The sequence below is a fragment of the Arthrobacter russicus genome, from assembly GCF_031454135.1.
GTDB classification, from domain to species: Bacteria; Actinomycetota; Actinomycetes; order Actinomycetales; family Micrococcaceae; genus Renibacterium; species Renibacterium russicum.
In genome coordinates this window covers 1,210,437-1,232,592 of the sequence record NZ_JAVDQF010000001.1, presented here as the reverse complement: position 1 = coordinate 1,232,592, position 22,156 = coordinate 1,210,437, and the positions used below count along the sequence as shown (strand labels likewise).

Annotated in this window: 28 protein-coding genes; 1 reads left to right on the top strand and 27 read right to left on the bottom strand. The window is 58.9% G+C overall.

Translation table 11 applies throughout. The annotated features are described in order from the left end of the window. Positions 1 to 261: 261 nt before the first annotated feature. From JOE69_RS05820 to JOE69_RS05785, 8 genes are all read right to left on the bottom strand, one after another. Complete coding sequence (locus tag JOE69_RS05820; protein WP_309796877.1) at positions 262 to 510, bottom strand: hypothetical protein; 249 nt, start codon at positions 508 to 510, stop codon at positions 262 to 264. Between the two features lie 25 nt (positions 511 to 535). Next, complete coding sequence (locus tag JOE69_RS05815; RefSeq protein ID WP_309796875.1) at positions 536 to 799, bottom strand: holin; 264 nt, start codon at positions 797 to 799, stop codon at positions 536 to 538. Further along, positions 799 to 1,635, bottom strand: a complete 837-nt coding sequence (locus JOE69_RS05810; protein WP_309796874.1) for a peptidoglycan recognition protein family protein — start codon at positions 1,633 to 1,635, stop codon at positions 799 to 801. The genes JOE69_RS05815 and JOE69_RS05810 overlap by 1 nt, the downstream gene beginning before the upstream one ends. 3 nt (positions 1,636 to 1,638) lie before the next feature. Next, entirely contained in the window at positions 1,639 to 2,040 is a 402-nt protein-coding gene (locus tag JOE69_RS05805) for a hypothetical protein (protein ID WP_309796872.1), read from the bottom strand. Next, positions 2,040 to 2,648: a hypothetical protein gene (locus tag JOE69_RS05800; protein ID WP_309796870.1), complete on the bottom strand. Its 609-nt coding sequence runs from the start codon at positions 2,646 to 2,648 to the stop codon at positions 2,040 to 2,042. The genes JOE69_RS05805 and JOE69_RS05800 overlap by 1 nt, the downstream gene beginning before the upstream one ends. Next, positions 2,648 to 3,589, bottom strand: coding sequence for a hypothetical protein (locus JOE69_RS05795; protein ID WP_309796868.1), 942 nt, complete (start codon positions 3,587 to 3,589; stop codon positions 2,648 to 2,650). Before JOE69_RS05795 ends, JOE69_RS05800 begins: the two co-directional genes overlap by 1 nt. Continuing rightward, positions 3,582 to 4,802 (bottom strand): hypothetical protein, encoded by a 1,221-nt coding sequence (locus JOE69_RS05790; RefSeq protein WP_309796865.1) that lies wholly within the window; start codon positions 4,800 to 4,802, stop codon positions 3,582 to 3,584. The genes JOE69_RS05795 and JOE69_RS05790 overlap by 8 nt, the downstream gene beginning before the upstream one ends. 354 nt (positions 4,803 to 5,156) lie before the next feature. Continuing rightward, entirely contained in the window at positions 5,157 to 6,593 is a 1,437-nt protein-coding gene (locus JOE69_RS05785; protein ID WP_309796864.1) for a hypothetical protein, read from the bottom strand. Between the two features lie 47 nt (positions 6,594 to 6,640). On the opposite strand from JOE69_RS05785, the gene JOE69_RS05780 reads away from it, so the two are divergent. Next, positions 6,641 to 7,048, top strand: coding sequence for a hypothetical protein (locus JOE69_RS05780; protein WP_309796862.1), 408 nt, complete (start codon positions 6,641 to 6,643; stop codon positions 7,046 to 7,048). Here JOE69_RS05780 and JOE69_RS05775 read toward each other — a convergent pair. The 19 genes from JOE69_RS05775 to JOE69_RS05685 form a co-directional block, all read right to left on the bottom strand. Continuing rightward, entirely contained in the window at positions 7,045 to 9,702 is a 2,658-nt protein-coding gene (locus JOE69_RS05775) for a hypothetical protein (protein WP_309796860.1), read from the bottom strand. The genes JOE69_RS05780 and JOE69_RS05775 overlap by 4 nt on opposite strands. 169 nt (positions 9,703 to 9,871) lie before the next feature. Further along, complete coding sequence (locus JOE69_RS05770) at positions 9,872 to 10,324, bottom strand: DUF7426 family protein (RefSeq protein WP_309796858.1); 453 nt, start codon at positions 10,322 to 10,324, stop codon at positions 9,872 to 9,874. Positions 10,325 to 10,402: 78 nt separating this feature from the next. Continuing rightward, positions 10,403 to 11,104 carry a phage tail tube protein gene (locus JOE69_RS05765; RefSeq protein ID WP_309796856.1) on the bottom strand — a complete coding sequence of 234 codons (702 nt, stop codon included), beginning with the start codon at positions 11,102 to 11,104 and terminating at the stop codon, positions 10,403 to 10,405. Positions 11,105 to 11,209: 105 nt separating this feature from the next. After that, positions 11,210 to 11,677 (bottom strand): hypothetical protein, encoded by a 468-nt coding sequence (locus tag JOE69_RS05760; RefSeq protein WP_309796854.1) that lies wholly within the window; start codon positions 11,675 to 11,677, stop codon positions 11,210 to 11,212. A 22-nt stretch (positions 11,678 to 11,699) separates the two neighbouring features. After that, positions 11,700 to 12,035 carry a hypothetical protein gene (locus tag JOE69_RS05755; protein WP_309796853.1) on the bottom strand — a complete coding sequence of 112 codons (336 nt, stop codon included), beginning with the start codon at positions 12,033 to 12,035 and terminating at the stop codon, positions 11,700 to 11,702. A gap of 8 nt (positions 12,036 to 12,043) precedes the next feature. Beyond that, positions 12,044 to 12,289, bottom strand: a complete 246-nt coding sequence (locus JOE69_RS05750; RefSeq protein ID WP_309796851.1) for a hypothetical protein — start codon at positions 12,287 to 12,289, stop codon at positions 12,044 to 12,046. An 89-nt stretch (positions 12,290 to 12,378) separates the two neighbouring features. Next, positions 12,379 to 12,831, bottom strand: a complete 453-nt coding sequence (locus JOE69_RS05745; RefSeq protein WP_309796849.1) for a hypothetical protein — start codon at positions 12,829 to 12,831, stop codon at positions 12,379 to 12,381. A 9-nt stretch (positions 12,832 to 12,840) separates the two neighbouring features. After that, positions 12,841 to 13,113, bottom strand: coding sequence for a hypothetical protein (locus tag JOE69_RS05740; RefSeq protein ID WP_309796847.1), 273 nt, complete (start codon positions 13,111 to 13,113; stop codon positions 12,841 to 12,843). A gap of 2 nt (positions 13,114 to 13,115) precedes the next feature. After that, positions 13,116 to 13,478, bottom strand: a complete 363-nt coding sequence (locus JOE69_RS05735; protein WP_309796845.1) for a hypothetical protein — start codon at positions 13,476 to 13,478, stop codon at positions 13,116 to 13,118. 18 nt (positions 13,479 to 13,496) lie between these two features. Continuing rightward, positions 13,497 to 14,345 (bottom strand): phage major capsid protein, encoded by an 849-nt coding sequence (locus tag JOE69_RS05730; RefSeq protein WP_309796843.1) that lies wholly within the window; start codon positions 14,343 to 14,345, stop codon positions 13,497 to 13,499. A gap of 15 nt (positions 14,346 to 14,360) precedes the next feature. Then, a complete protein-coding gene (locus JOE69_RS05725; protein ID WP_309796840.1) occupies positions 14,361 to 15,041 on the bottom strand; it encodes a hypothetical protein in 681 nt (226 codons plus the stop codon). A gap of 98 nt (positions 15,042 to 15,139) precedes the next feature. After that, positions 15,140 to 16,264, bottom strand: coding sequence for a phage minor capsid protein (locus JOE69_RS05720; protein ID WP_309796838.1), 1,125 nt, complete (start codon positions 16,262 to 16,264; stop codon positions 15,140 to 15,142). Then, positions 16,206 to 17,855, bottom strand: a complete 1,650-nt coding sequence (locus JOE69_RS05715; protein WP_309796836.1) for a phage portal protein — start codon at positions 17,853 to 17,855, stop codon at positions 16,206 to 16,208. The genes JOE69_RS05720 and JOE69_RS05715 overlap by 59 nt, the downstream gene beginning before the upstream one ends. 11 nt (positions 17,856 to 17,866) lie before the next feature. Then, on the bottom strand, positions 17,867 to 19,132 hold the full coding sequence (locus tag JOE69_RS05710) for a PBSX family phage terminase large subunit (RefSeq protein WP_309796835.1): 1,266 nt from the start codon (positions 19,130 to 19,132) through the stop codon (positions 17,867 to 17,869). After that, positions 19,125 to 19,628 (bottom strand): helix-turn-helix domain-containing protein, encoded by a 504-nt coding sequence (locus tag JOE69_RS05705; RefSeq protein ID WP_309796833.1) that lies wholly within the window; start codon positions 19,626 to 19,628, stop codon positions 19,125 to 19,127. Before JOE69_RS05705 ends, JOE69_RS05710 begins: the two co-directional genes overlap by 8 nt. Before the next feature lie 15 nt (positions 19,629 to 19,643). After that, entirely contained in the window at positions 19,644 to 20,144 is a 501-nt protein-coding gene (locus JOE69_RS05700; RefSeq protein WP_309796831.1) for a hypothetical protein, read from the bottom strand. After that, positions 20,134 to 20,397 carry a hypothetical protein gene (locus JOE69_RS05695; protein ID WP_309796830.1) on the bottom strand — a complete coding sequence of 88 codons (264 nt, stop codon included), beginning with the start codon at positions 20,395 to 20,397 and terminating at the stop codon, positions 20,134 to 20,136. Before JOE69_RS05695 ends, JOE69_RS05700 begins: the two co-directional genes overlap by 11 nt. A gap of 301 nt (positions 20,398 to 20,698) precedes the next feature. Continuing rightward, complete coding sequence (locus tag JOE69_RS05690) at positions 20,699 to 21,502, bottom strand: ribonuclease H-like domain-containing protein (RefSeq protein ID WP_309796828.1); 804 nt, start codon at positions 21,500 to 21,502, stop codon at positions 20,699 to 20,701. Continuing rightward, positions 21,499 to 21,759 (bottom strand): hypothetical protein, encoded by a 261-nt coding sequence (locus tag JOE69_RS05685; RefSeq protein WP_309796824.1) that lies wholly within the window; start codon positions 21,757 to 21,759, stop codon positions 21,499 to 21,501. Before JOE69_RS05685 ends, JOE69_RS05690 begins: the two co-directional genes overlap by 4 nt. Between the last annotated feature and the right edge of the window lie 397 nt (positions 21,760 to 22,156).

Below are 22,156 nucleotides of genomic sequence, written 5' to 3'. Positions count from 1 at the left end.
AATCCCTAGCATAGTTCGGGTTGCTGGGAGTGAGATGTATGGATCGCATATGACCCCCACAGGGGCACTTGACTTTGTAATATTTGGGCGGGTCTATGATCTCCCATCCCGCCTCGTGATACTCGCCGAGGAGAGCGTTCAACTCCTTGACAGGGTGCTTCTTCCAGTACCCCATGCGGCCCCTTCCCCATGGACTACGCGAACTTTCACTATACGACTAAGTGCTCGAGCATTCAACCTGCAAGGTCGATCTCCATAGGTCTAGGCGGGTCTGCCGGGGAGTTTGGACGGCCATGGGTCATCGGTGTAACGTGTGCACACGAATTGGGATTTCTGGGACGCGGTGGTGACGTAGAAGACACCAGCCCCGGCCCCGCGTGGGCCTTTGGACCCGACGTTTCCGGCGCTCATGGGTCCGCCGTCGTACTTCACCTGCAAAACCCCACGTGCCGGGGAGCCGTCCAGGTAGGTGGCGGCGAGTGCGATTTTCACGGTACCGGGTGGTGACATTTTGACCTCCTTGGAAGGTGCTCGGCTAGCGTTTTGCCCGGCGTCCGGCCAGGCGGGTGCCGTCGGTGGTTTCCAGGGTCCCAGTGGAGGGTGTCCCGTCAGTGAATCCACCAGAGGCCAGGGAGGTCAGGATCGAGACGATTCCGGCAACCCCGGACACGGAAGCGATCTGCCACCAGTTAAGGTCCGTGAAGCCGACCGAGCCGGTACCGATCAGCGCGATCGCAGCCTGGGCGACGGTTTTGACGGCCCGCTCGAAAGCAGCCGCCCAGAAAGCTAAAGTCAGCATTACTTGCCCCCCGTCACGGACACATCGACTTTCACCGTGCCATCAGTCAGCGCCGCCTTCACAGCCTGCTCGACAAGGCTAGTTTGTACTTGCTGTCCCGCTTCCCGGTTCGCGTCGGAGTAGGCGGCCATCGTTGCCAAGGTGATCGTCCCGCCGCCGATACGGGGGATCGGGGTATTGAGGACTGCTTGCGCTGCGGCTGATGCTGCTTGGCGAACGGCGGAGGCCATGGTCGCGTCGAACCAAGCGAAGAAGTCTTGCTTGGACATTTGACCGCCTACGGATCCTTGGCGGGAGAATTTCTCGTTGTCAGTTTCACGGATTGCTTGTTTCAGGTCATCGAGGTTGGCCATGTCGAACCAGTCCTTTTCTGTGGGGGGTTGGTTTCGGGCGAGTGCATCGAGTCGGGGCAGGTCCCATACCCCAGGGCATGCTGTCGGAATCCAGTCCGAATGCTTGAAGAGCGGAAGGTCGCCGTAGGTGGCGCGTAGGTCACGGATAAGCTCGGCGACGGTGGCGTAGTCTTCGTCTGTGGCTTCCGGACGGCATTCGATGCCGATGGTGGTGGCGTTGCCGCGTGCCGTGCCGGCATGCCAAGCCGCATTTTCTGGGGCTACGATGCAGGACACTAGCCCTGCTTGGACGATGTAGTGCGCCGAGGTTGGGACGTTGTTGGTGCACAGCCATTGGCGGACGGTTTCAAAGAGCTGACCCAGACCGCCCCAGTGGTGGATTGTGATTCCGGTGATCGTCCGGGGCATTCCGAAGATGGCCGGCACCTGAGCGGCGGGGGTGAAGTTCTTGGACGTGTATTGGGTTTCGAGAGTGTATGTCATTGGTCAGCCTCCCTGTTTGTTGTTCACTGTGGTTGTGGGCGCTGATGTGTGGTCTTCGAAAGCTTTTTTCAGGTCATCGAAGCTGTTTTTCAGGTCGCGGGTGTCGGTTTCTTGACGCCTTTGGCTGTCTTTGATTGATGTCCCGTTGTTGTATTCGACTTCGTGTCGGATCGTTTCGAGCACGGCGTCTTGTCCGTCAAGGCGGGTTTTCAGGTCAGCGAGGTCTTCGAAGATCGAGGGGATGCGCGCTTGACCGGTTTTGGGGTCAGCATCCACCCCGCCTATGCGGTCGATGACTCGACCGATTTTCCGCAGGTACGGGATGATGACTTTGACGATGAAAATAGCGCCCCCTGCTGCCGCTGTCGTGATGGTGGCCAGGGCGGCCCATTCACCCCAACCCATCAGCCGAGCCTGGTGATACGGAAGTTCGGGACCATGAACCAATCGGTCGCTGATGAACCATCGACACTGATATCGGACGTACCAGTGACGTAGATGACGGCCCCGAGTATCCCGCACCAAGACCCGGTAGAGCCGATACCGGCTTCGGTGTAGCGGTCCCCGTCACGGTAGAAAGTCGCCACCCCGCTACCGGGTTGCGTGTTGCCGGCAAGGAAAAGTTCCACATAGTACAGTCCTGGGATGAGCAGCCGGAAGCCGTCGCTGACCCCGGATTGTGCGCAGAAGTCGTTATTGACGTCCATGACGGTGCCTAGGACGCCGATGCCGCGCCGGGTCGAGTCCCATTTGATTTCTGGCGCCCGGAGCCACGCGAATTGTCGGCCTTTCGACCAGGAATTCAGGCTCGTGTCCCAGGCTTCGATGACGCCGCCCAGATCGGTGCGCGAGACAAGCAGGTTCGGTTTTTTCGTCAACCCGTCCCGCTCGGCCGCTGAAGCGACCGGGACCACGACGTTGAGCGAGTCGGCCATGGTGGCCATGTCCCCGGTCAGATTGTAGGCGTCCGAGTTCACCGGCACTGTGGATTTATTGGGTCTGGTCTGGGGCATTATCTGGTCCAATCAAGGGATAGAGTCCCGGAGCTGGGGGACTGGTAGCGTCCAAGGAACCCGGCGTAGGGTTCGCCGGTAATGGAAATGCCGCCCCCGGATTGGAGTGCGGCACCGAAAGATGTTGGCAGGTCAACGACACCGCCGGCCCAACCGGGCGGGATGGTCACATCGAAGGGACCGGCGACCCTGGCCACGTCGGCCCCTGGCCGGGTCGGGCTGGTGTGGCCGTAGAAATGGACAGCTACCGGGGAATTGTACGATCCGACCGTGCGGCGGGCACCGAGCGTGAATTGGACCCGGTTGATCGTACGCCCAGCCAGTTCACGGGGGGAGCCGGAGTAAAACCATGCCCCATACAAGGGTCCGGCACCATAAGATCCTTGATAAATGTTTCCGCCCCCACCGGCCCACCGGTCCCAGCCGAAAGACCCGAAAGTAGCCGAGTCCGAGGCAGCATAAACGCTCGTCCCGGTTTGCGGCTGAGCCGGTGGGGGAGTGACCCCTCCACCGGCAGGCGTTGGTGGGGCGATGACCCCGACTTTCCCTAAAACGTTCCCTTGCGAAGCGCGCCAGTCCAGGGCCACATTATCCCCAGCAGTGGGGGTGTAGGAGGCCAGGAAAGTGCATGGATAGTCGATCCCGTCCGTGCCGGTCACGGTGATGATCGTCCCCGGCGTGTTGGTTTTGACTTTCCCGGTCCCGGGCCTGGGCAGGTTCGTGAGTCGGCTGGTGACGAAAGCTTGGCCTTGGCCGGTGGCTCCTGAAGATATTTCGACCCTTACCGTGTCGCCTACTGATGCGATGATGGGGTCCGCCCAGCGGGCCGGGATGACCCGGCCGTTGACGTTCACGGCCAGTGTGCCACCGGAGGCGACGACCACACCTTGGTAGGTGCGCACCGTCGCGGTCTGGGTTTCCAGATTGGACAGGTCAGCCACGATTCACGCCCCCCATTACGGTTTGCACATCGGTGTAGGAGCATTCGACGGTCAGGGCCATGGGGCCGACCGTGGAGCCAGCGGAGCGGAGGTCCATGGTTTTCACCGACCCGGAAAGGAGGGCTTCTTGCCCATTGACGATCGGTGAGGCAATAGTCACCCAGTCACCTTGCTGGATCGCCGGATTCGGCAAGCATTCCACTTTCAGATCAGTCGTCAGCCCGGCCAGCTGCGTGCTCATCATGGTCTGGGCGTAAGCGTCAGCTTCGGCTTGGGTGGAGATCATGGGTGAGGAATAGAATTTGGGCACCCGACCGTGCGGGCCGTTCACGGAGAGCGGGCCGGTGGAGATTTGTGAGATCCCGGTCACGGGGATGCTGCGCCCACCATTTGTGGCGGTGCCTTCCACGACGAAAATGTTGTACAACCCGTCCAAGGATTGGGAGCGGTTGACCCGCACCAAAGCACCCTCCGGCCCGCCGCGCACCGTCCAGACCGGGGACTGGGCGGTGAGCGGATAGATTTCGCATTGGCCATCACCATTGAACCGCACATCGCACAGGATGCGCCGAGCCAAGTCCTGGACAGCGTTGAGCCGGTCGTCCTGATAGACCAAGGACTTATTCACCGCCCGATCCACCACCCCGCTCGTGGTGACGACCGGGGCTATACCGTCCATGAGCCGCTGAATTTCAGAAACTATAGTCGGTGAAGACCCGGGCGGGGACTCCGGGGCCAGCAGCCGGTAGCTTTGCGCATTACGTCCCCGGTCCTGCGCCGTGATTTGCACCACCGTCCCGCCAGGGACCGACACGAGACGCTTATCTTTAGGAATCGGCGTGTTCGGGTTGATCCTGCCCTTTTCATCAATGAGATAAGAGCGCCACTGATCATCAGGTTCTGATTGGGTGATCCGGTACCACCCCAGGTTCACATACCCGGCAGAGCCGACCTGGTAAATGACTTGCAGCTCGGCCCCGCCAACACCTAAAGGATCTTCCAAAAGCCAGGGTGCTTGCTTCCCGGACTCGTCCACAATGGTCACATTCATTTGCGACACTTGCCGGGACCGGTCCCAATTGATCGACCAAGAGGTGACCTTCAAAGGATCAGGGAAAGAAAGTTTCCCCCCGTACCAGGCATACACCCGGATCAAGTCACCAGCACGGGAGCCGGTGAGCGCGTTCGCCGTGTTCTCATCAATGAACCGCACACGACCCCCAAAGAGTGGTTTTAGTAAATGGCCCAGGCGCTACTTGTCACTACCGCGTCGGTGCCCGTCGTGACACCCTTGATCCGCCAATACGGGGCTTTGACCTCGAACTTTTTCACTGTCCCTGGCGGGGCAGTGATCGTCGCTAAAGGCTCCGTCTCAGTCCACGTCGTCCCGTCATCAGACCACTGCACCACCATCACCGACTGGGCACCAGAGCCAGTCACGGAAGCGACACTGACCCCGACTTTCAAATACGCTGTATCGCCACTGATCTGCCGTGCCACGTCCTCAAAGCCCGTCGAATCCGGGTACGCCTGCCAACACCTAACATCCGCCATTTTTCTCCTTCATTTAGACCCCGGAAGGGGATTTGAGCACATCAAGATACGTTTTCCCACCAAGCGTCGTTTGCGCTTGCTGATACGTCGCCCACAAAGCCTGCACCGTCCCATACGTCCACACCGGCACCAGCACATTCATCGTCGGCGCGGCAACCAAATCGCCGGTGAGTTGCCAACTGGTCAATGACCCACCGAAAGCGACCGTCACCGGATGCTCAACAGGTTTACCGGAGGCGAAATAGGCGACCCCAGGTATGCCGTCATTTCGCGCACCGTTCGGGCGTACCAGCAAAAGCGGTGTCTGCTTGATGAGGTTACGCAACGCGGTCGTGGCGGACGCGGCTTGGGTGAACATGCTGAAATCCACATTCCCAGCAATCGACCGTGTTCCCATCAGCGCTACCGGCTCCGCTGAACCGAGAACAGGGAGCACACTAACCGATGCAGCATATTCGAGGGTTCTCACGGCGGCAGCAGTCAAAACCGGACGGCTTGAATCGCCCTTCGTCACCGCTAATGCCATGGCTGAGGACGGAACCAGCGGGTCTTGAATCCACCAATATTGCGACGACACAATGACCGTGGCCGGCGTGACGACCGCAAGCGCGTTCACCCCGGCGGTGACTTCCACTTCATAGGTCAGGGAGCGGTTCAGCGGGGCTTCATAATCAATGACGAAATCAGCAGCAACCATGGTCCGCCCGCGAGCGCCACGGACCGCTTGCCGCCTTCCGTCCGACGTTCGCCAAACATTCACGACCTGATTCAACGGGGCCAGATCCGTCACCGTCACTTCCACCCGAGGGCACGGCGCATCAGCTTTCGCAACAGCCGCAACGACTGGCTGATACGTGGTCGCGGTCGAGTTCGACGCGTTCGCAGATCCAGCCCACGCATAGACGACGTTCGCAGCGGAAACAAACGAACCATCAAAGAACGCACCAGCTACCGGTGCAGCCTCGATCAGCACACCATCAATGTCCAAAGTGTCGCCAACAGCCCAATTCGACCCACCAGAAACCGCGCCGACCGACAACACCACTCGGTCAACCGCTGCACCCGATGTGGCTCCATTGACCGCGAACACGGTCCAAACACCGGCAGCCACGGACGCCGCAGACGAGGTGAAGACCGACCCGACGTTACTGCCGGATGAATTCTGATACTGGCCCGAAAGCTGCAACGTCTGGGCCTTCGATGACCTGACCCAAACCATATGCGAGTACTGAACGTTCGGGCTCAACAGCGTTTGCGTGTACGAGATCCCGCCACTGGCCGCTGTGGTAGCTGTCGTCCACGTGGCCCGGTTGAAACCGGCCCCGAACGCGCCCGCACCGGACTGATTCGACAGGCCAGCCGCCCCGGACGTACCAGGAACCACGGCGTAGTTCGTGGACGAAGTCGCAGACGGGTTGGACGCCCGGTTAGTACGTGTCATAACCGCCATCAGCCGGCCTCCTCAAAACGTCATTGGGTGGGCTTATGATTAGCGCCATGAACACACAGAAAACATCCAGGAAGCTGCTCGCCCCGGTCATCGGACTAGCCTTCTTTCTAGCAGCTTGCGGTGGGGGATCGGGCGCGCCATCCACGCCAGAGCCGCCAGCAGTTCAAGCCTCGGTAAACAAATGCGTGTCCAAAGACAATTTGAAGTACGCCAAGATTCAGGATTCGGGTAAGTCGGCCACACTTCAAGGGAAACCCCAGTATGGAAATGGCCTTGATAACGCGACATTGAAATGCGTATTGACGGGACTCGACATGCCGGACAGCACCTGGTCGAAAATGACTGCCACGCGCGCTATGGATGGAATGCAATCCGGAAAATGGTCCAACTATGAGGCTTCGTGGACGTATCACCCGGATAACGGACTTCAGGTGATACTGTCCGCGAGCTCCTAACGTGATGGCCTCCGTTGTGCCCTGTCATTTGCTTCTCTAAATCCTGCTTCGACGCGCAAGTTGGCAAGATTCACAATCCGAGAATCCAAGACTTGCCCATCGAGCACCAGTTGAACAGTGATCGGCCCCGGCGAGTCTGTCCGGGACTCGGGTAGCTGGCCGGTCTGGTTGATATAGCGCAGTGCGCTCAACCCGACACTTGAAACGGCGGGCTGTTTGACTACAAATTCACCCGGAGTGAGCATGGCTGGTACTGAATCGGTGCCCCTACTGGGCCAAGGAGAACCACCACTGGCAAGATAGTTGATGGGGCTTTCCTTCACCAGATCACCGGAAGCATACATGCCAATCTGACCGGGCCTGACTGGTGGATTGTTGTTCACTGACTCCGATGATTGAACATCTACGTAAATCGTCTTGTTCTTCAACATGGACAGCCGATATTGAAGCGCGTCAACGGCAGCCTGCGCGGCTTCGGACTTGACTTCAAGATCAACAGGTTTGGGTTTGAAGTTGTTTACGTCGTAGAGCTTGTTGATGTAGGCCTGAACCTCGCCGGTCAATAGGCCTTGGGAGCGGAGACTGGCTTCAAGTGCCGCCTTGGACTCGCCAAACGCCTGAGTGCCGGCCTGGGTGCTTTTCGTCTGATCCGCTACTGCCTGAGCGGCGGCTTGATCTGCTTGCACCTTGGACTGGATAACGGACTGGTTGCTCAACGCCGCGTCAGTGTTGCCACGGATCTCTGCGTTGTTTAGTTGAAGGGCTGAGATGAGAGAGTTCGTAGCCTGCCCGGCACGGGTTTGAGACTGTTCAACCGAGAGCGTTTTCCCGTTGAACTCGTCCCACGCCTGCTTCAGCAACCCAGCGGCGTTGTTTTGCAACTGCATGGAAAGGGTCGTCGCGTCGAGCTGATCTTTCGTTTTCTGCTGCTGGTCCTTCGCGTTCTGGTAAGCACTCACCGAGACCCCATATTGGGCGGCGAGTTGCTGCAAAGCGGTCTGATTCACGCCCAATGCCTGGGCTTCAGCTGCGTTAGCTGCCTGGCCTTGGAGAAGCCCATTTTTGTTCTTCTCCAAGGCGTCAGTGACGAGCTTTACCGCAGCTTCAGTGTCACGCTGCTGAACGCTCATTCCCATGCCGTTGCTGAGGAAGTTGAGCACCGCAGTGCCCGCGTTGTCGTACGTGCCTTTAGCGGTTTCAAGTGACTCGTTGACACTTTCAATGGCGTCTTTGTTGCCCAGGGACGCATCGGTGAGGGTTTTGGAGCTGATGCCCAAAGCCTGGGCAGCGGCAGCCGCGTTGCTATCAGCCAGGGCTCGTGCAACCTGGGCGCGCGTGTGCTCACCGATGGCGTTGCTGTCGTCTTTCAAAGCTTGGGTGAAAGACTGGACCGAGTAGGTGGCCTGATTTTGTGATGCGGACGCGGAAAGGGCCGCTGCGCCCAGCCCGGCCAGGGCAGCTAACAGGATGCCCACGACGGGCACAGCCAGTTGTGCCATGGAACCGAAAACGCCAATCGCTTGACCGGCAGCGATCACAGCCGGCGCGATCTTGAAAGCAACCCCCAACGAAGTCACCGTGGTGACCAAACCAGCCAGCACCGGCAACGGGACGCTGTTCAGCATGCCAATCAGGCCAGAAAGGACGCTGATGGTCACTTGGCCAAGCGGGGCGAAAGCCTGCACCAGGTTCATCACCAGGGTTCCGGTCTGACCCAGGAAATTCATTACCAAGGGCAGCTGCCCGACCGCATAGGTCACGAACTGGGAGAACCCGGTAGACGCCGTGAACTGGTTGAACTTCTCCACTAGATCCAGGACCACCAATCCGGCAGCCTGAAACAGCGGGTTCGCGACGCGTAACCCGGTGATCAGCCCATCGAGCGCAGTCGTACCAATCTTGCCCAGCAGGCCGGTGAACGTGCCGATCTGAGAATTCAGGGCAGGCAGATTCGCGGTAATCGTCGCAGTAGCCTGCTGAAAAGACCCGAGCATGGATACCGCAGCGGTCTTACCCAAAGAGTCCAGAACCGTTTTCAGCGATGCCAAGCCCGACGCATAAGCGTTACCCGTGGTAGTGCCTGCGTCCATTTCCTTTTTGATGCCGATGACTGCCAGCACACCGGCAGCAGCCATCCCACCGAAAGCGCCGGCCAGGCCGATCGCAGCAGCACCGATAGGCGCGATCGCGCCCACGATCGCGGGGGAAAGGAAAACGAGTGCCTGCAACCCGACACGTCCGCGACGGCCGGATTCGGTGTTCTGGTCCAAGGCGTCGCTGAAGCGGCGCACCACGGATTCTTGCCGGGCCGTGGCCTGGGCGTCCTTTTCACGTTCAGTGGTCAACCGCTGAGTCAGGTTCGTGGCCGAGGACAAAGCGTTCTGAGCCCGCAGAAGCTGTTGCTGTGTTGCGCCGCGATCCTTCTGGACCTTGTCCAAGTCGAGTTCGGCGATGCGCAGTTTCCGCTCAGCCATTTGCAAAGCTTCGAGCTTCGCCAACGCTTCGGCAACATTCGCGTCAACCTTGATTTCCGGGTTGAGCGCGCCGAGTTCGGCCGATTCCGTTTTGGTTTCCCGGACCGCGACGTTCCATGCGGTCTTGTCGATACCGAGCTTCGCGTCAATAGACCCGGTAGTGGTGGCTCCATCGGACATTAGGTGTCCCCAATCATCGAGTCGGACGGGTCAGGGGCAGGATTCAGGACACGGAAAAGGCGCGATTCAACGCAAAGAAGGCCGGCGATCAGGTCAGCGAATTCCGCCCAGGACATGACCGGTTCTGCACGGAGCCGTATCGTGTAGTGTTCAGCGAAATCGGCGACGATTAGTGTCCAGTGTTCGAGGATTTCTTCCCAGGTGCGGGCTTGCTCTTCGCGTTCGTACCATTCGTAGAGTCCGGTTGCGGGGTCGTAGGCTCCGCGCCCTGTAGGGTCATCGCTTTCTGAACTGCTGCCGCCGCTATCTCGCTGTAGCCTTTTGGGAGTCCGTTCTCCCAAATGTCTTCAGCGGCTTCGCGTCCGGTCCGGAAGTCAGCCAGCGCCGTGTAAAAGACCCGATCAATGATTGGGGCAGGTACTTTGTCGTCGGTCATTTGATGCCATGCATCGCCGAGAAGGATGCGGTAAAGCTCTTCGAACAGTTCGTCCTGGTTCTCACCGGAGAGGATGCTGTGGAGCTTCAGCCCATCGTTCAGTGAGACGACGGGTAACGTGTATTCTTTGCCCCTGATCGGTAGAACGATGGGGCCGTTGATTTCTTCGAGTGACCTAAAAGCCAATGTAAGGTTTCCTTCCAAAAGTTGGGAGTCCGCGCCGCCGCTATGCGAAAGCGACGGCACGGACGTTGTGCTCAGGTGTTATGCGCCGCGCGTGTACGGGAAAGCGGTTGACGCCCCGGCCGCGTTCGTGACGACAATGGGTGCCGAACCGGCTGATCCGGCCGGCACGGTGGCGACAATGACCGAGTCCGAAACGAAGGTCCACGTGGACGCGTTGGTGGCTCCGAACTTCACACCGGTAGTCGAAACAGTGCCGGTGAATCCGGAACCGGTGATCTTCACCTGTCCGCCGGCAGCAACGCCGGAGGGGTCCGCCGAGACGATGACCGGAACCGCCGGAGCGGCCCACGGGTTCGTGATCGCGGTCAAAGACCCATCACCTTTGAACGTTGCGGTGACCTCTTCGACATCGGCTACGCCGGTCTTCGACTGGTTCCATTCGACCAGTGCGCGGCCGCTCTTCGCTTCCGGTGCGCCGTTACGGTCATACCAGCGCACGTAGAGCCGGGCGGCTTCACCGAACTTGAACTGGGCGTTACGCACAAGTTCCTGTCCGGGGTCGAAGACCCCGGCGTTCAACCGGCGGAATGCTTTCACGGTGACCTGCCAGGCGGTCAGCGTCTTTTCGAACGAGTCGTAGCCGTCAGTGTCGTAAGCGGCGGTGGACTGGTAGGTGGGGTTTTCTTGCGGGTTGAAGTCGTTCATCCCGTTGAACGGCAGCCAGGTGCTGCCGTCTGCAGAGACATCAAATTTGAAACGACGCGCGAGCGAGGTAGACATGTGGTGGCCTCCTATAGGGGCTTTTTGGGCATGAAAAAAGCCCCGTAGGAGATACGGGGCTAGCAGGTGGTTAGGGGCTATTCAGTTATGGGCTTGGGACGATTGTCAGTCCCAGCCGTTGATGCTTCGGTACTGGGTCGGGTTGGTGTCCATCCAGACCACATAGTTGTCAGCACGTTTCGCCCGGCGGCTGCCGTCCTGTTCCAGCGGTGAGCCGCCGTTGCGCAAAATCTGGGTCACCTGGATTTTGCCGACTTCGAGGTTGCGGGCACCGTGGATCAGGTCAAAGACCGGTACGGCCAGGCCAGAAGCACCAAAGGGGTCACCTTTCGCGCCACGGGCGTGCACTTCCAGGATGTAGCGGGAAAAGTTGATCATCGATTCGTCAGAAAGCGGCGTCAGATTCAGCACGATACAAGCGTCGGGGGATTGCGGCCAGAACCCGAAAACGATCCCAGCCTCACCCTCGGCATAAACGCCGTCCGGCCGGTACACGGCAATGTTGCTGTCGGCGATCATTTGGGCGAGCCCGGTCAAGAACTCTTTCTCAAAGTCCACGCTGCCGCCTTCCATCCATGATCAGAGTTTAGTTCGGTCAGCTGCCAACAACCTTTTGAACTTCGGCATCAATGATCTCGATGACCTTCGGTGCTTCCTCAAGAAGCGCGGATGTCAGGTAGAGCCGTTGGCCGACTTCATGGCGCAAGATTCCATACTCCTGGTACCGGGCATACGGGCCGGGGTAAAGCACCCGTGCCCCGCCAGGAATGTTCTCAACCGACGACCCGCCCCGTAGATCCCCAGATTCAAGCGGCGTTTTCGGCAGCGCAGTCTGGTGGACATGCGTCATGGCTTTGAACGCGATCGCGGGCAGCGCCGCGTCAAGTTTGGCGTCGAGTTCGTCAAGATGTGCACTGAAATTATCAGTCATGGCTGCCTCTATTTCAGTGTGATGACAGCATGATCGGGCAGGCCCAAGCCGGGAGCGTCCAGGACCGCGCGGCTAATCACGTAAGACTTCACCCCACGGGCCTCCACCCGCGAATCCGGCTCATACAGTCCGGCCTGTGCCGGGCGCAGGTAGAGCGTCGTTTCTGAGATGACTTCCTGCCCGGACTTGTCCCGCACCAACCGCCGTTTCGATTCGAGGAAAACACCGGTTCCGGTCGCTGGTGAATGCGTCACCGGGGGAGCGTAAGCATCACCATACGCACCGGTTCCTTGGAAAGTTTCCACCTTGACCGAATGGACAAAGAATTCTTCCACTCCTGCCATTAGCTGTACATCCAGACGTTGGAATCGAGAAGGTTGTTTGCAGCAAGCTTCCTCAAGGCTTCCGGGACAAGCTGTTCCACAGCTTGAGCTTTGGCCTGAGCCGCCCGGCCGGCATCTGCATAGTCAATCGATGCGGTGCCGATTGACTTTTTTGATGCGACCCCGGCCACGATGACGCCGCCTGTTGCCGGGTCAATGCCGAGCGCTATCCACGCCGCTGCCTGTATGCAGGTGGCTTCGCTGAGCGTTTTGGCAACAACGGGATCGGTCGCCATGCCGGTTGCGGGATCAGTTGCATAGTAGCTTGCACCCGATGCTACAAGGACAAGCGACGTTGCTGAGCGCAAAAAATGGGCAGCGTTTAGTGGCGGATCGACCCCAGTCCAATTCTTTAGATCATCCGGTTGAGCTAGCTGATCGGGGACTACAAAGTTTCCGAAAAGTCCCGCCACGATAGCCTCCTACAATCCGTATTTCTCGATCAGGTCAGTTTTGGTGAGCGCTTCAGCGTCATCAGGGGTGGCCCCGTTGTGGACTGCCCAAGAAACCCATTCCGTCTTGCGATCAGTAACAGCCGGCGGTGTCCGCTCGTCGGCTTCCGTATAGGTTGAACCGTCCGGATTTACCCGCACGAGATGCCCCTTGTGGAGGCGCTCTGCAATTGCCTCGTGGAGCGGCAGGCCCATTTCGAAAACAGACCCGCCCTCTCCACGGATGAACATCGTTTCAGGCATGATCAGCGGCGGTTGACCTTGAAAGCGGTGACTTTGCCGGCAAAACCGGCAGCCAAGTCCAGCGCAACTGAGCCGTCCGGTTGCAAAAACCGGGCGGACTCCGTCGGGCCGATCCAGACCGCTCCTGACGCCGGGACGGAAACAACCAGATCGCCCTGGCCTGAGGACGGGGCCAAAGGCTGAGCCCCAGCTTTCAACGTCGCATTGGCAGCAGCTCCGCCGGTGTTGGTGACACGGAAGACCAGGACTTCAGGGCGCACGCCGTTTACGGTATGGCCGTTGGACGGGTCAGCGTTTGTACCCGCCGGGTCAGCGACCGAAGTCGCCGCATTCAAATCGGTGACGGTGACAGCAGTACGAGCCATTGTCAGTTACCTACTTCCTTAGTTGACGGTGACAAGCGCGCTTGCCAGCGAATCGGGGCGAACCAGTTTGCCGCCATAGAGGGCCAAGCCCTTGACGGCATCGGAGAAGGACGACTGCGGGCGGTACGCTTCAACCTTGTTGATCTGTTCCGCGAAGGTGTACGCCGTCGAGTTGCCGGCGATGACGGCATACTCGGAGCCGGTCGTGTTCGGGGCGTTGTTCGACAAGACGATATCGAAACCAGCGGCCCGCCCAACCATGCCATTACGCAGACCTTCAGAGGTGCCGGACTCGTTGACCTTGATGAATCGCGGGTCGCGGAGCAGCGCTCCGTGGAATTCTGGACGCACCACAACTGAACGGCCCTGGGTCGGAACATTGGCCAGGTCGAGACGGACCTTCAATGGAACCAAGACCTTGTCGTAGGCATCGCTGGGGCTGCCGGAAGCAATAGCGATGGAACCCAACGCGTTAGCCGACTGAATGCCAGTCAACAGGCCATTGGCAATGTACTGATCAACCACGTCAGCCATCCCGTAGGCCGCTTCGCTCATCGATTGGGGGATGACATTGCCCTTGGCCTGCCGGGCATCAACATCGTCTACGGCGAAGGCGAAATACTTGGACTGGTCCACCACGAGGGTGCGTTGCGAGTCGTTGACTTCTTCCGGCGTGATGATAGTGCTGTTCGGCACATAGTTCTTGATGGTGGGCCGACCAATGGAAGTGATACGCACGGTGTCACCGGCGGCGGCAATTTCGCCTTCGTAGTCACGGTTGGTCAGCGACGTGTACACAAGGGACTTGCGGAGAGCGACCAGCAGGTTCGCACTCCAAATTTCCGGACGGAAATTCTGGATAGACATGTGATGCCTTTCGGATTATCCGAGCAGATTGCGCAGAAGCCCTTTTTCTTGGGCTTCCACGATCTGTTCAGGGGTCATTTGCGCGAGTTGCGCTTCGGTGATTTGGCCTTGTTCGCCGGACCCGCCAGAGAACTCTGTGCCGCTCGCGCCAGCCGCCCGGACTGCCTTGAGTGATTGGTTAGCCGTCACTGCCTCTTTGATGGCGTCAGTGACTTGGTTCGTGAAGTCGCCCGCTTTGGGGTCGAGTGTGCGCACCTTCGCCAGGAAGGATGCGGAATCTAGGAGTGCGTCAGGGTTCGCCTGATTCGGTCCGGCAGCTTTGTAGATGGCAAGTTCGACGGTTCGTTGTCGTGCTTGTTCTTGCGCGTTGCCCAGCTCTGCGGTGAGCTTTTCTGGATCGGGCTTTTCTTCGCCTTTCAGCCCGAGAGCGGAAGCGATCCGGTCAAGGGTGGCTTGTGATGCTTGATCGGCGCTAGAAGCTTTGGTCCGGTAGTTCGCTGCTTCACTGCGGGTGTCCTTGATGATCTTTTGCGCCCAAGCGGGGAGCTGATCAATTGACTCGGCTGCCGCGCCGGGATGGCTTTGTTGTTCGACAGGAGTTTGCGCATCTGGTGCGGCTGGTGCGGCTGGTGCGGCATTAGCCGGAGTAGCCGGGGTCGCATCTTGGGCCGGGACGGTTGGCTGTTGTTCGCTCATGGTGGGGTAGCCTCCTGGGCTGTTTTCAGGCATGAAAAACCCGCCACCAGGACGGGCCATCAGTTTTTAGTGGGTAGCTTACGAAAGGGCTATACAACTTATGGTCGGTTGCCGAGGTCGATCGACGTTCGGCGAGCACGATAGAGCAGGTTGTTTTGGTCTGCGTAGGCTTTGGCCAGGGCTACATGCTCGCGCAGCGAGCGACGCGCACGGGCTTTTTCCAGGTCAGTGACCGCTGAGGCGTACACGAGTCGGTCGGTCCTGATCTGGCGCTCAATCGCACGTAGTTTCTGGGTGGCCTTGTACTGGTCTTCATCAGCCTTGGTCCAGGTGTTCTTCCGGAGAACTGTGGAACCTGGAAGGAAGGCGGACAAGGTGTGTTTGCAGTTCGGGTGGAACAACCCGGTTGCTGTGGCTTCTTCGACAGTCGCCGCGATTTCGAACGTGAACCCATCTTCGGTTGCGACGCCTTTGCCCGCATCGGCGAGTACCCGGCCTTCCCACGGGGCGCATAATGGGCACGGCCGGCCGGTCGTGGAGATCGTGAAATAGACGATCCCGGCCTGGGTTAGACGGTCCTTGTGCGAAGCATTGAAGGCTTTCTGCGTGGCGGTCCGGGTAGCCATTTCCACATACGAGGAAAGGTTCCACTCCCGCCCAGCCTTGTCCGTGAACCCTGTGACGCCTTTCGCGGAAAGTTCCCGCCAAGCTTGTGCTTGTGCCTCTGCCGGGGTCGCCTTGTCGAGTATCTGCGCTAAGGCCGCACTCGTGGTTGCGGCCCGGTAGGCGTCATCGGCGAACCGGGTCATCCGTAATGCGGCAGCATCCAAGCGCCGAGCCAGGTCTTCAGCCATCAATCGAGCACTATTCACATCATGCGGAAGCCAGCCCGGACCAAGCGTCGTCCCGGTGCCGGCTAGCTGTCGAATCTCACGCATAGCAGTCAAATTGCCATTACGTGAAGCTTCATCGACTACCTGTGTCGCAAGGTCCAGCACCGCGCCCCGAACTCGGTCGCGAATGCTAGAGGCCAGAGTTTGCAGCCGACCCAACAGATAGGGTGCTTCGTCCGGACTCCGGATGGTCTGAGCGATCAACCGACCCGAACCCACAATCAGCTCCGTCTCGGCACCCTGATAGACCACGACAACAGCAAGCGCAAGACTATCGACTGTTGCCGGCAACCCTTGTTGCTGAATCTGCGTTTCCTGTGTCTGGGCCATCGCTTAGGCTCCCGTCATTAGGATGCAAAAACATCGGGTCCGGGAGGTTGCCGCCTTGGCGTAACGCTGCGATCTTCCCGACTTCCTTTGCGATCTCGTCTGCTTCCCAGTCCGGGTGAACCATGCCGACGATGACTTCATCCGATGCCGCGTAAGCGTTTCGCAATGCCAACACTGTTTGCGCTAGCGAAAGCTGCGATTCTTGAACCCCGTCTGTGAAATTCACGTCCGGTTTCGAGGGAGTCACGTCGGTTCCGAAAAGGGCTTTATCGACGCGCAGAAGCTTCTCTACGATTTCGGCGATCGAAGGGCGCCACAATCTGATCTTCCGGTCACGCGTCAACAACGAACGCTGTTGTTTCGCTTCGACTTCAGTCGCCGTCTTGATAGCTCCGCCGCCCTCGTACAACCCGAAGGTCTCGGACGAGTACCCGGCCATGCGGAGAATGTCTTGGACTAACTGCATATAGGTCGCACGGTGTTCTTCAACCCGTATCTTGAACTGAACCTGTTCGATCATGTCGCCGAGTTTTGGTGCGCCCTCGCTGGATGATGAGCCGAGCATGTTCAAGGACGAGTACGCCTCTTGTTCGGCGTTGAACGCCGAACCGTTGCCGGGCCCGACGTTCTGAAGCAACGATTTCGCGATCATGATCCGAGCTTTACCCAGCCGAACGTCACGCATCCATGAGGTCATGACCTCATCGAGGGCGTCCATGAGCTGTTCAACCCCGTCCAGGTCTGAGCGTCCGAGGTTGCGGCCTAGGGGGTCAGTTCGCCACCGCCGGTTCGGCTGTTGGTTAGGGACGTATGCTACGCAAAGTCCTTCTGACTCAGACGAGATGATGCCAAACGCGTCAACGTGAGACGCCAATGCGGCGGTCACCTCTGAGTCGGTGAGTGGAACGGGCCGACCTAGCTTGTCTTCTTCACCTTCATACAACCCGTGAAGAATGATGCCAACACCCTGATCGTTCGTTTCGTGACGTTCAAGATGCCGGTAGACACGTTTCCCGTCGCGTTTTACGACCTGCCAGAACGTCACTGCGGTGAGCTTCCCCCAAGCGAATTCCGGGATCGCCTGATCCGCGTCAACGTGGGTCAAGAACGGGGCGTTGGGCGAGTTCTTCAGATCCCATGCGATGCGCAGGAAAACCCCGCCAAGGGCTGCACCGACTTCCGCAGCTTCGGCAAGCTCAGCGTGCAGATAGTCGTTGGCAAGTTCGTTGATGCGTTCCTGCGTCTTCTGATCATCAACACGCATGGTGACGGGTTCGGCGAACAGCAAATCGGCCGACGCCTGGCACAACTCCGCAGCGATCGGAACGTGCAGTTTCACCCGCCGATCCGGCCCACGCGATGATTCACCCCAAAACCAGCGAGTCAAGGCCCGTCCCACCGTGGCGCGGAAGCCGCCATGATCTGAAGCGAAAAACCCGGTGCTTGTCGGATCTGAGCCCGTCGCACCGCCGTAAACGGAGGAAAGCATGTCAGCGTCGCCCGCCCACCACGCAGACCAAACGCCCATACTGGGCAGAATGCGGCTGAGCTGGTTCGGGGGCCATGACTGGCTACTGGTTGGCAAAGCCATAGTGACCCCTTCTACGCGGCGATAGGTTGGTTGGTGAGTAGTTCTGATCGCCATTGCGATTCGGTGGTGATGATTGCGTAGCGCATCGCATCGAGAGAGTCGTCATTGGTTTTGATGGGCTTGTCGTCGCCTTTTTCGGCGGCTTTCGGGTCCCACGAATAGCCTGGGATTTCTTTGATCACTCCGGGGCAGCGGTCGCTGATGAACAGCTGTCCCTCACCGAGCAGCCAGGCGATCGTTGAGAGCCCGTACGAGACTGCTTTATCGGCGCCCTGGGTAATGATCCCGTCATCGGCTAACTGGGTTCGGAGAGATGCCCCGGCTTGGTCGGCGATGATCCATTCGGGTTTGAGGCCGGACGGTTCCGGCAGGTGATCCTTGGCAAGCCAGGCGCGTATCTCAGCTGATTGTTTGGCGTCGTTTAGTCGCACTTGGGACAACGCGGGGTCAAGACGCAATTCATCGATGAGATACAGTCGGCGGTCGTATCCGAGGCCCAAAAGAACAGCAACAGTTGGGTGCTGGGTTCCGTAGTCAATACCTACTGAGATGAGACGACGCATGGGTGGCAAGTCTTGCCACGCCACAACATGCTTTGATGGCTCCCACATGTCATAGACCGCGCCCTCAGCAACGCACCATTCGCCAAGGATGAAGCGCCGGTACCAGAGGCCGGTGAATTCGTTCCTGATCGATGCTTTGTACTCTTCAGTCAGTGCGGGATTGTCATCCAAGGTGAAGTGCCAGGCAGTCCAATCAACCAAGTCGTTGATGCGGTCGAGGAACTTTGTTTTCAACCAGTGTCCAGGGTTGTCCGGGTTTGTGGTGCCGAAGAGTTTCGCCTTAGGTACTGACATGCGCCCGAGAAGCTGGGTAAAGAACTCCTCAGGGATGACGGTCAGCTCATCAACATAAGAACCGGCCACGGTCATGCCGCGAATGACCTTTTCGGCCTTCGTGTCTGAGGCACCAAGGACATGCACAACCCGACCAAGGATTTTCACCGTTGGTGCACCATAGTTGCCAACAACCTGCGAGGCAGCAGAGCCGAACAGGGCAGGGTTTTGCATGGGTCCAACGCAGTTACGCCACACGGCATCGCGTGTGCGCCCGATCATGACTAGCTCACCACCACGTGGCGCACGATTCACATAGATCAGCCAACGCAACAAAGTTATGATCGTCTTGCCTGAACGGATCGAACCCTCACACACATTCACCCGGGCAGAAGAGCCTTTGATGAACGCCGACTGCTTCGGGCTGATCGCATCATTCATCGGGTACGCCAAGGGCGCTGATCACCTTATCCAACATGGATGAGGCTTCTTGCAAACCGACTTCAACTTCGAGGGGTGCGAGGTTCTTGAACGCGCTTGTATGCGCTGCTGCCGCCGTTGCGTTACGTTGAGCATCATCGGCTGGGATGAAAGTTACTTCGTCCCATCTCTCTCCACCACCTGAGGTTTTGACCCTAGTGGTCCAGATGCTTTGTCCTTTGAGAACGCGCAATTGGCGTTCGTCCTCTAGCTCCATGATCTCCAAGCGTCGCTCACGCGCAGCGACTTGGCGTTCTTTCACGTTGATAGCCGCTGCTTTGGCCATTGCTTCGGGGATCGTTCCGTCAAACTTGATGCCGTGGCGGGAGCAGAAGCTTGTGATGGTTGAGCGGGATCGGTCCAGCCGGCGTGCTATCTCGTTTCGGGAAACGCCTTCGTCGCACATGGAACGTATTTGGGCTTGTTCTTGCTTCGTGAGGGGGTTGGGATTAGCCACGTTGAGCCTCCTGGGCTACTTGGTGGTGTTTGTCCAGCCTTCGTGTTGGGCGAGCCTGTACCAGTGGGCGGGAGCGATTATGTGGGCGTGCAGGGCCGGGTTGAGCCCTACAGCGTGGTAGATGTCGTGGGCGAGTTGGGAGCAGGTTTCCCGGTTGAGTCCGTTGACCCGATCCGCTACCCACCCAGGCGCGGGAAGACCGGTAAGGAATTCGAGGCCGAGTACGAGGAAAGCGGGGTAGTTGTAGGGGATGCCTTGTCTGCCGATCGCAAGCCAGTACATGCTGTGCTTTTGTTCGTCGGTGAGGTCGAAGTCAGTCCAGATGATGTGCTTGTATCGGTCGTTCCTACGGATGCGAACACCGCCGGGTTCGGCGCTGATGCAGCTTCCGGACCCGATGTGGATCACCACATGGTGTGCTGGGGATTTCGTGATCTTCTCCACCCACCAGCCGGTCGACCATTTGCGGGCGCGCAGGACGATGCCTACTTGACCCATCCGCCGGTCATAGATCATGGTCTTCTTCTTGCGGGCCGTAGACGAATGAAGCGTCGAAATAGCGGCCCAGCATCTGGGACAGCCCAACTCCGGCGTGATAAGGCAACGAGTCCATGAAAGCGGTGAGGTAGACCTCGCTGTTTTCGTGCTCAGCCAAAGGCTCTATGCCAACAATCTGAATGACGTAACCGGTCAGGTAAGCATCGTCGCATTCGTCGGCAAGATGAGCGGCCACTGCTGCTTCAAGTGCTCGCTTCGTGTGCATGGACATTTGCGGTCTCCTGCTCTGTGGAAGTGTGTGCGTCAAGGTTGTGCTACCGGGCTGGACGCTTTGCCGGTTCGGTCTCTCTCCGCTTTGGCTGCCGCTTCAGATGGTGCGGTTCACTGGTGGGGAGGACGATTTGTGTTCGCGAGGGCTAGGCGAATCGAACGCCTGACTGCGGTTTTGGAGACCGCCGTGATACCACTTCACCAAGCCGACAGAATTGCAACGCCCATGGGTTGCTGTGGAAGGATCCAACCCCGGAGCGTTGCATACCACATGACCCAGTGGCCGGGAGATAAGCCGCCCCTTAGTTGATGGTCGCCGGTCGGGTCGTCGTGGCGTCTTGGAGCTTTTTCGTTCCTCGAATCCAGGCATGACAGTTCAGGCACTCGTACAGCCTGTATGACGTGACGAAAGCATGAGTTGTGCCGTCACGCCGGAGTCGTTTCCCGCCGCAGTACGGGCATGAATGTTCGTCGCGGCTCATTTGCCCCAGGTGTGGGGCGTTCGTGAGCCAGGGCAGCAGGTAGTGGTAGAGCTTTTCGGTCAGGGCAACGTCTTGCTTGGCGTAGGTGCCCATTTTGGCCCAAGCCTTCGGGTCGCCGTCGAGGCAGCGCCGCCATAGCATGTGACCTTCATGGTGGGTCTTGTGACCGATGCCCAGTGATTGTGCGACCCAGTCGAGTTTCCCAGACGCGAAATTGAATTGCTTCCGGATCGTCTTCAGCAGGTCGATTTGCTTGAACGGTTTCGGCGGGGTGAGCCCGGCGAGGAGGAATTCGCGTTGCATGTGCGGGATGTCGAATGGTGCGCTGTTGTATCCGATCACGATGTCAGCTTCGTCGAACAGGTCCCAAGCGAGCTGCACCATGCCTTCGTGTCCGTGGGATTGCTCGGACGCGAACATGGTCCTACCGGTGCCGACCCATTTGTACGCGAACGCGAAGACCTTGCCCGGTTCAATGATCTGATTCAACGAAACGTTTTGCTTGAACAGCCCCCAAGCATGCACCAGGTGAGGGGCGGTTTCGATGTCGAAAACGAGGATGCGCAGGTTCTTAGCGGCAGGGGATAGTTTCGGAATGCGCGGCAACACTCGCATGCCGCTCATTTGTAGACCCCGATGCACACGCACGTGTTCCGATTGTGGTCTTTCAACTGGGTGAGCGACGGGATGCCGAGCTTGAACCGTTCATAATCGGGTTCTAGCTCTTCGTCTTCGATCCATGCTTTGAGTTGGCGGAGCACACTGGATGCTGGCTCGCTGACCCTGACCCACCGGTCTACTGTGTCGCGGAGCAGGTCTGATGTGCCGCGTAGCTCGTGGTAGTAGTGTCCGATGGTGCACATGTGGGGTTGCGGGGCCATGATCTTGTCCTTTGCGTGGGGTGCTCGTGCTCAGGTGGGGTGGCGGGTGCGCGGTGGTGTCCCACGGTGGCCGGAAAGGATCGGCGGTTGTGGGTTGCGTCGTAGGTGAGCAGCCTGCGGAATGTCCGGGCACCCGCCAGTCAAGGGAAAAGCCCCACACCAGAAGGTGCAGGGCTTTTATCCCGCTGTGCAGCGGGTAGGGGGTGGTGTCTAGCTTGCGAGGGCTTTGCGTCCCTTGTTGGTCAAGATGACGAGGGAGATGTTTCGCCCGGGTTCATCTGCCAGTGTTGCGAGGTTTTCGTGTATGGCGGTGTCGAAGTCGCCAAAGTTGGCGCGATGGGAAGCCGTGAGGATGTACCGTCCGCCTTGTGCCTGGTCGACCTTTTGGACGTAGCCA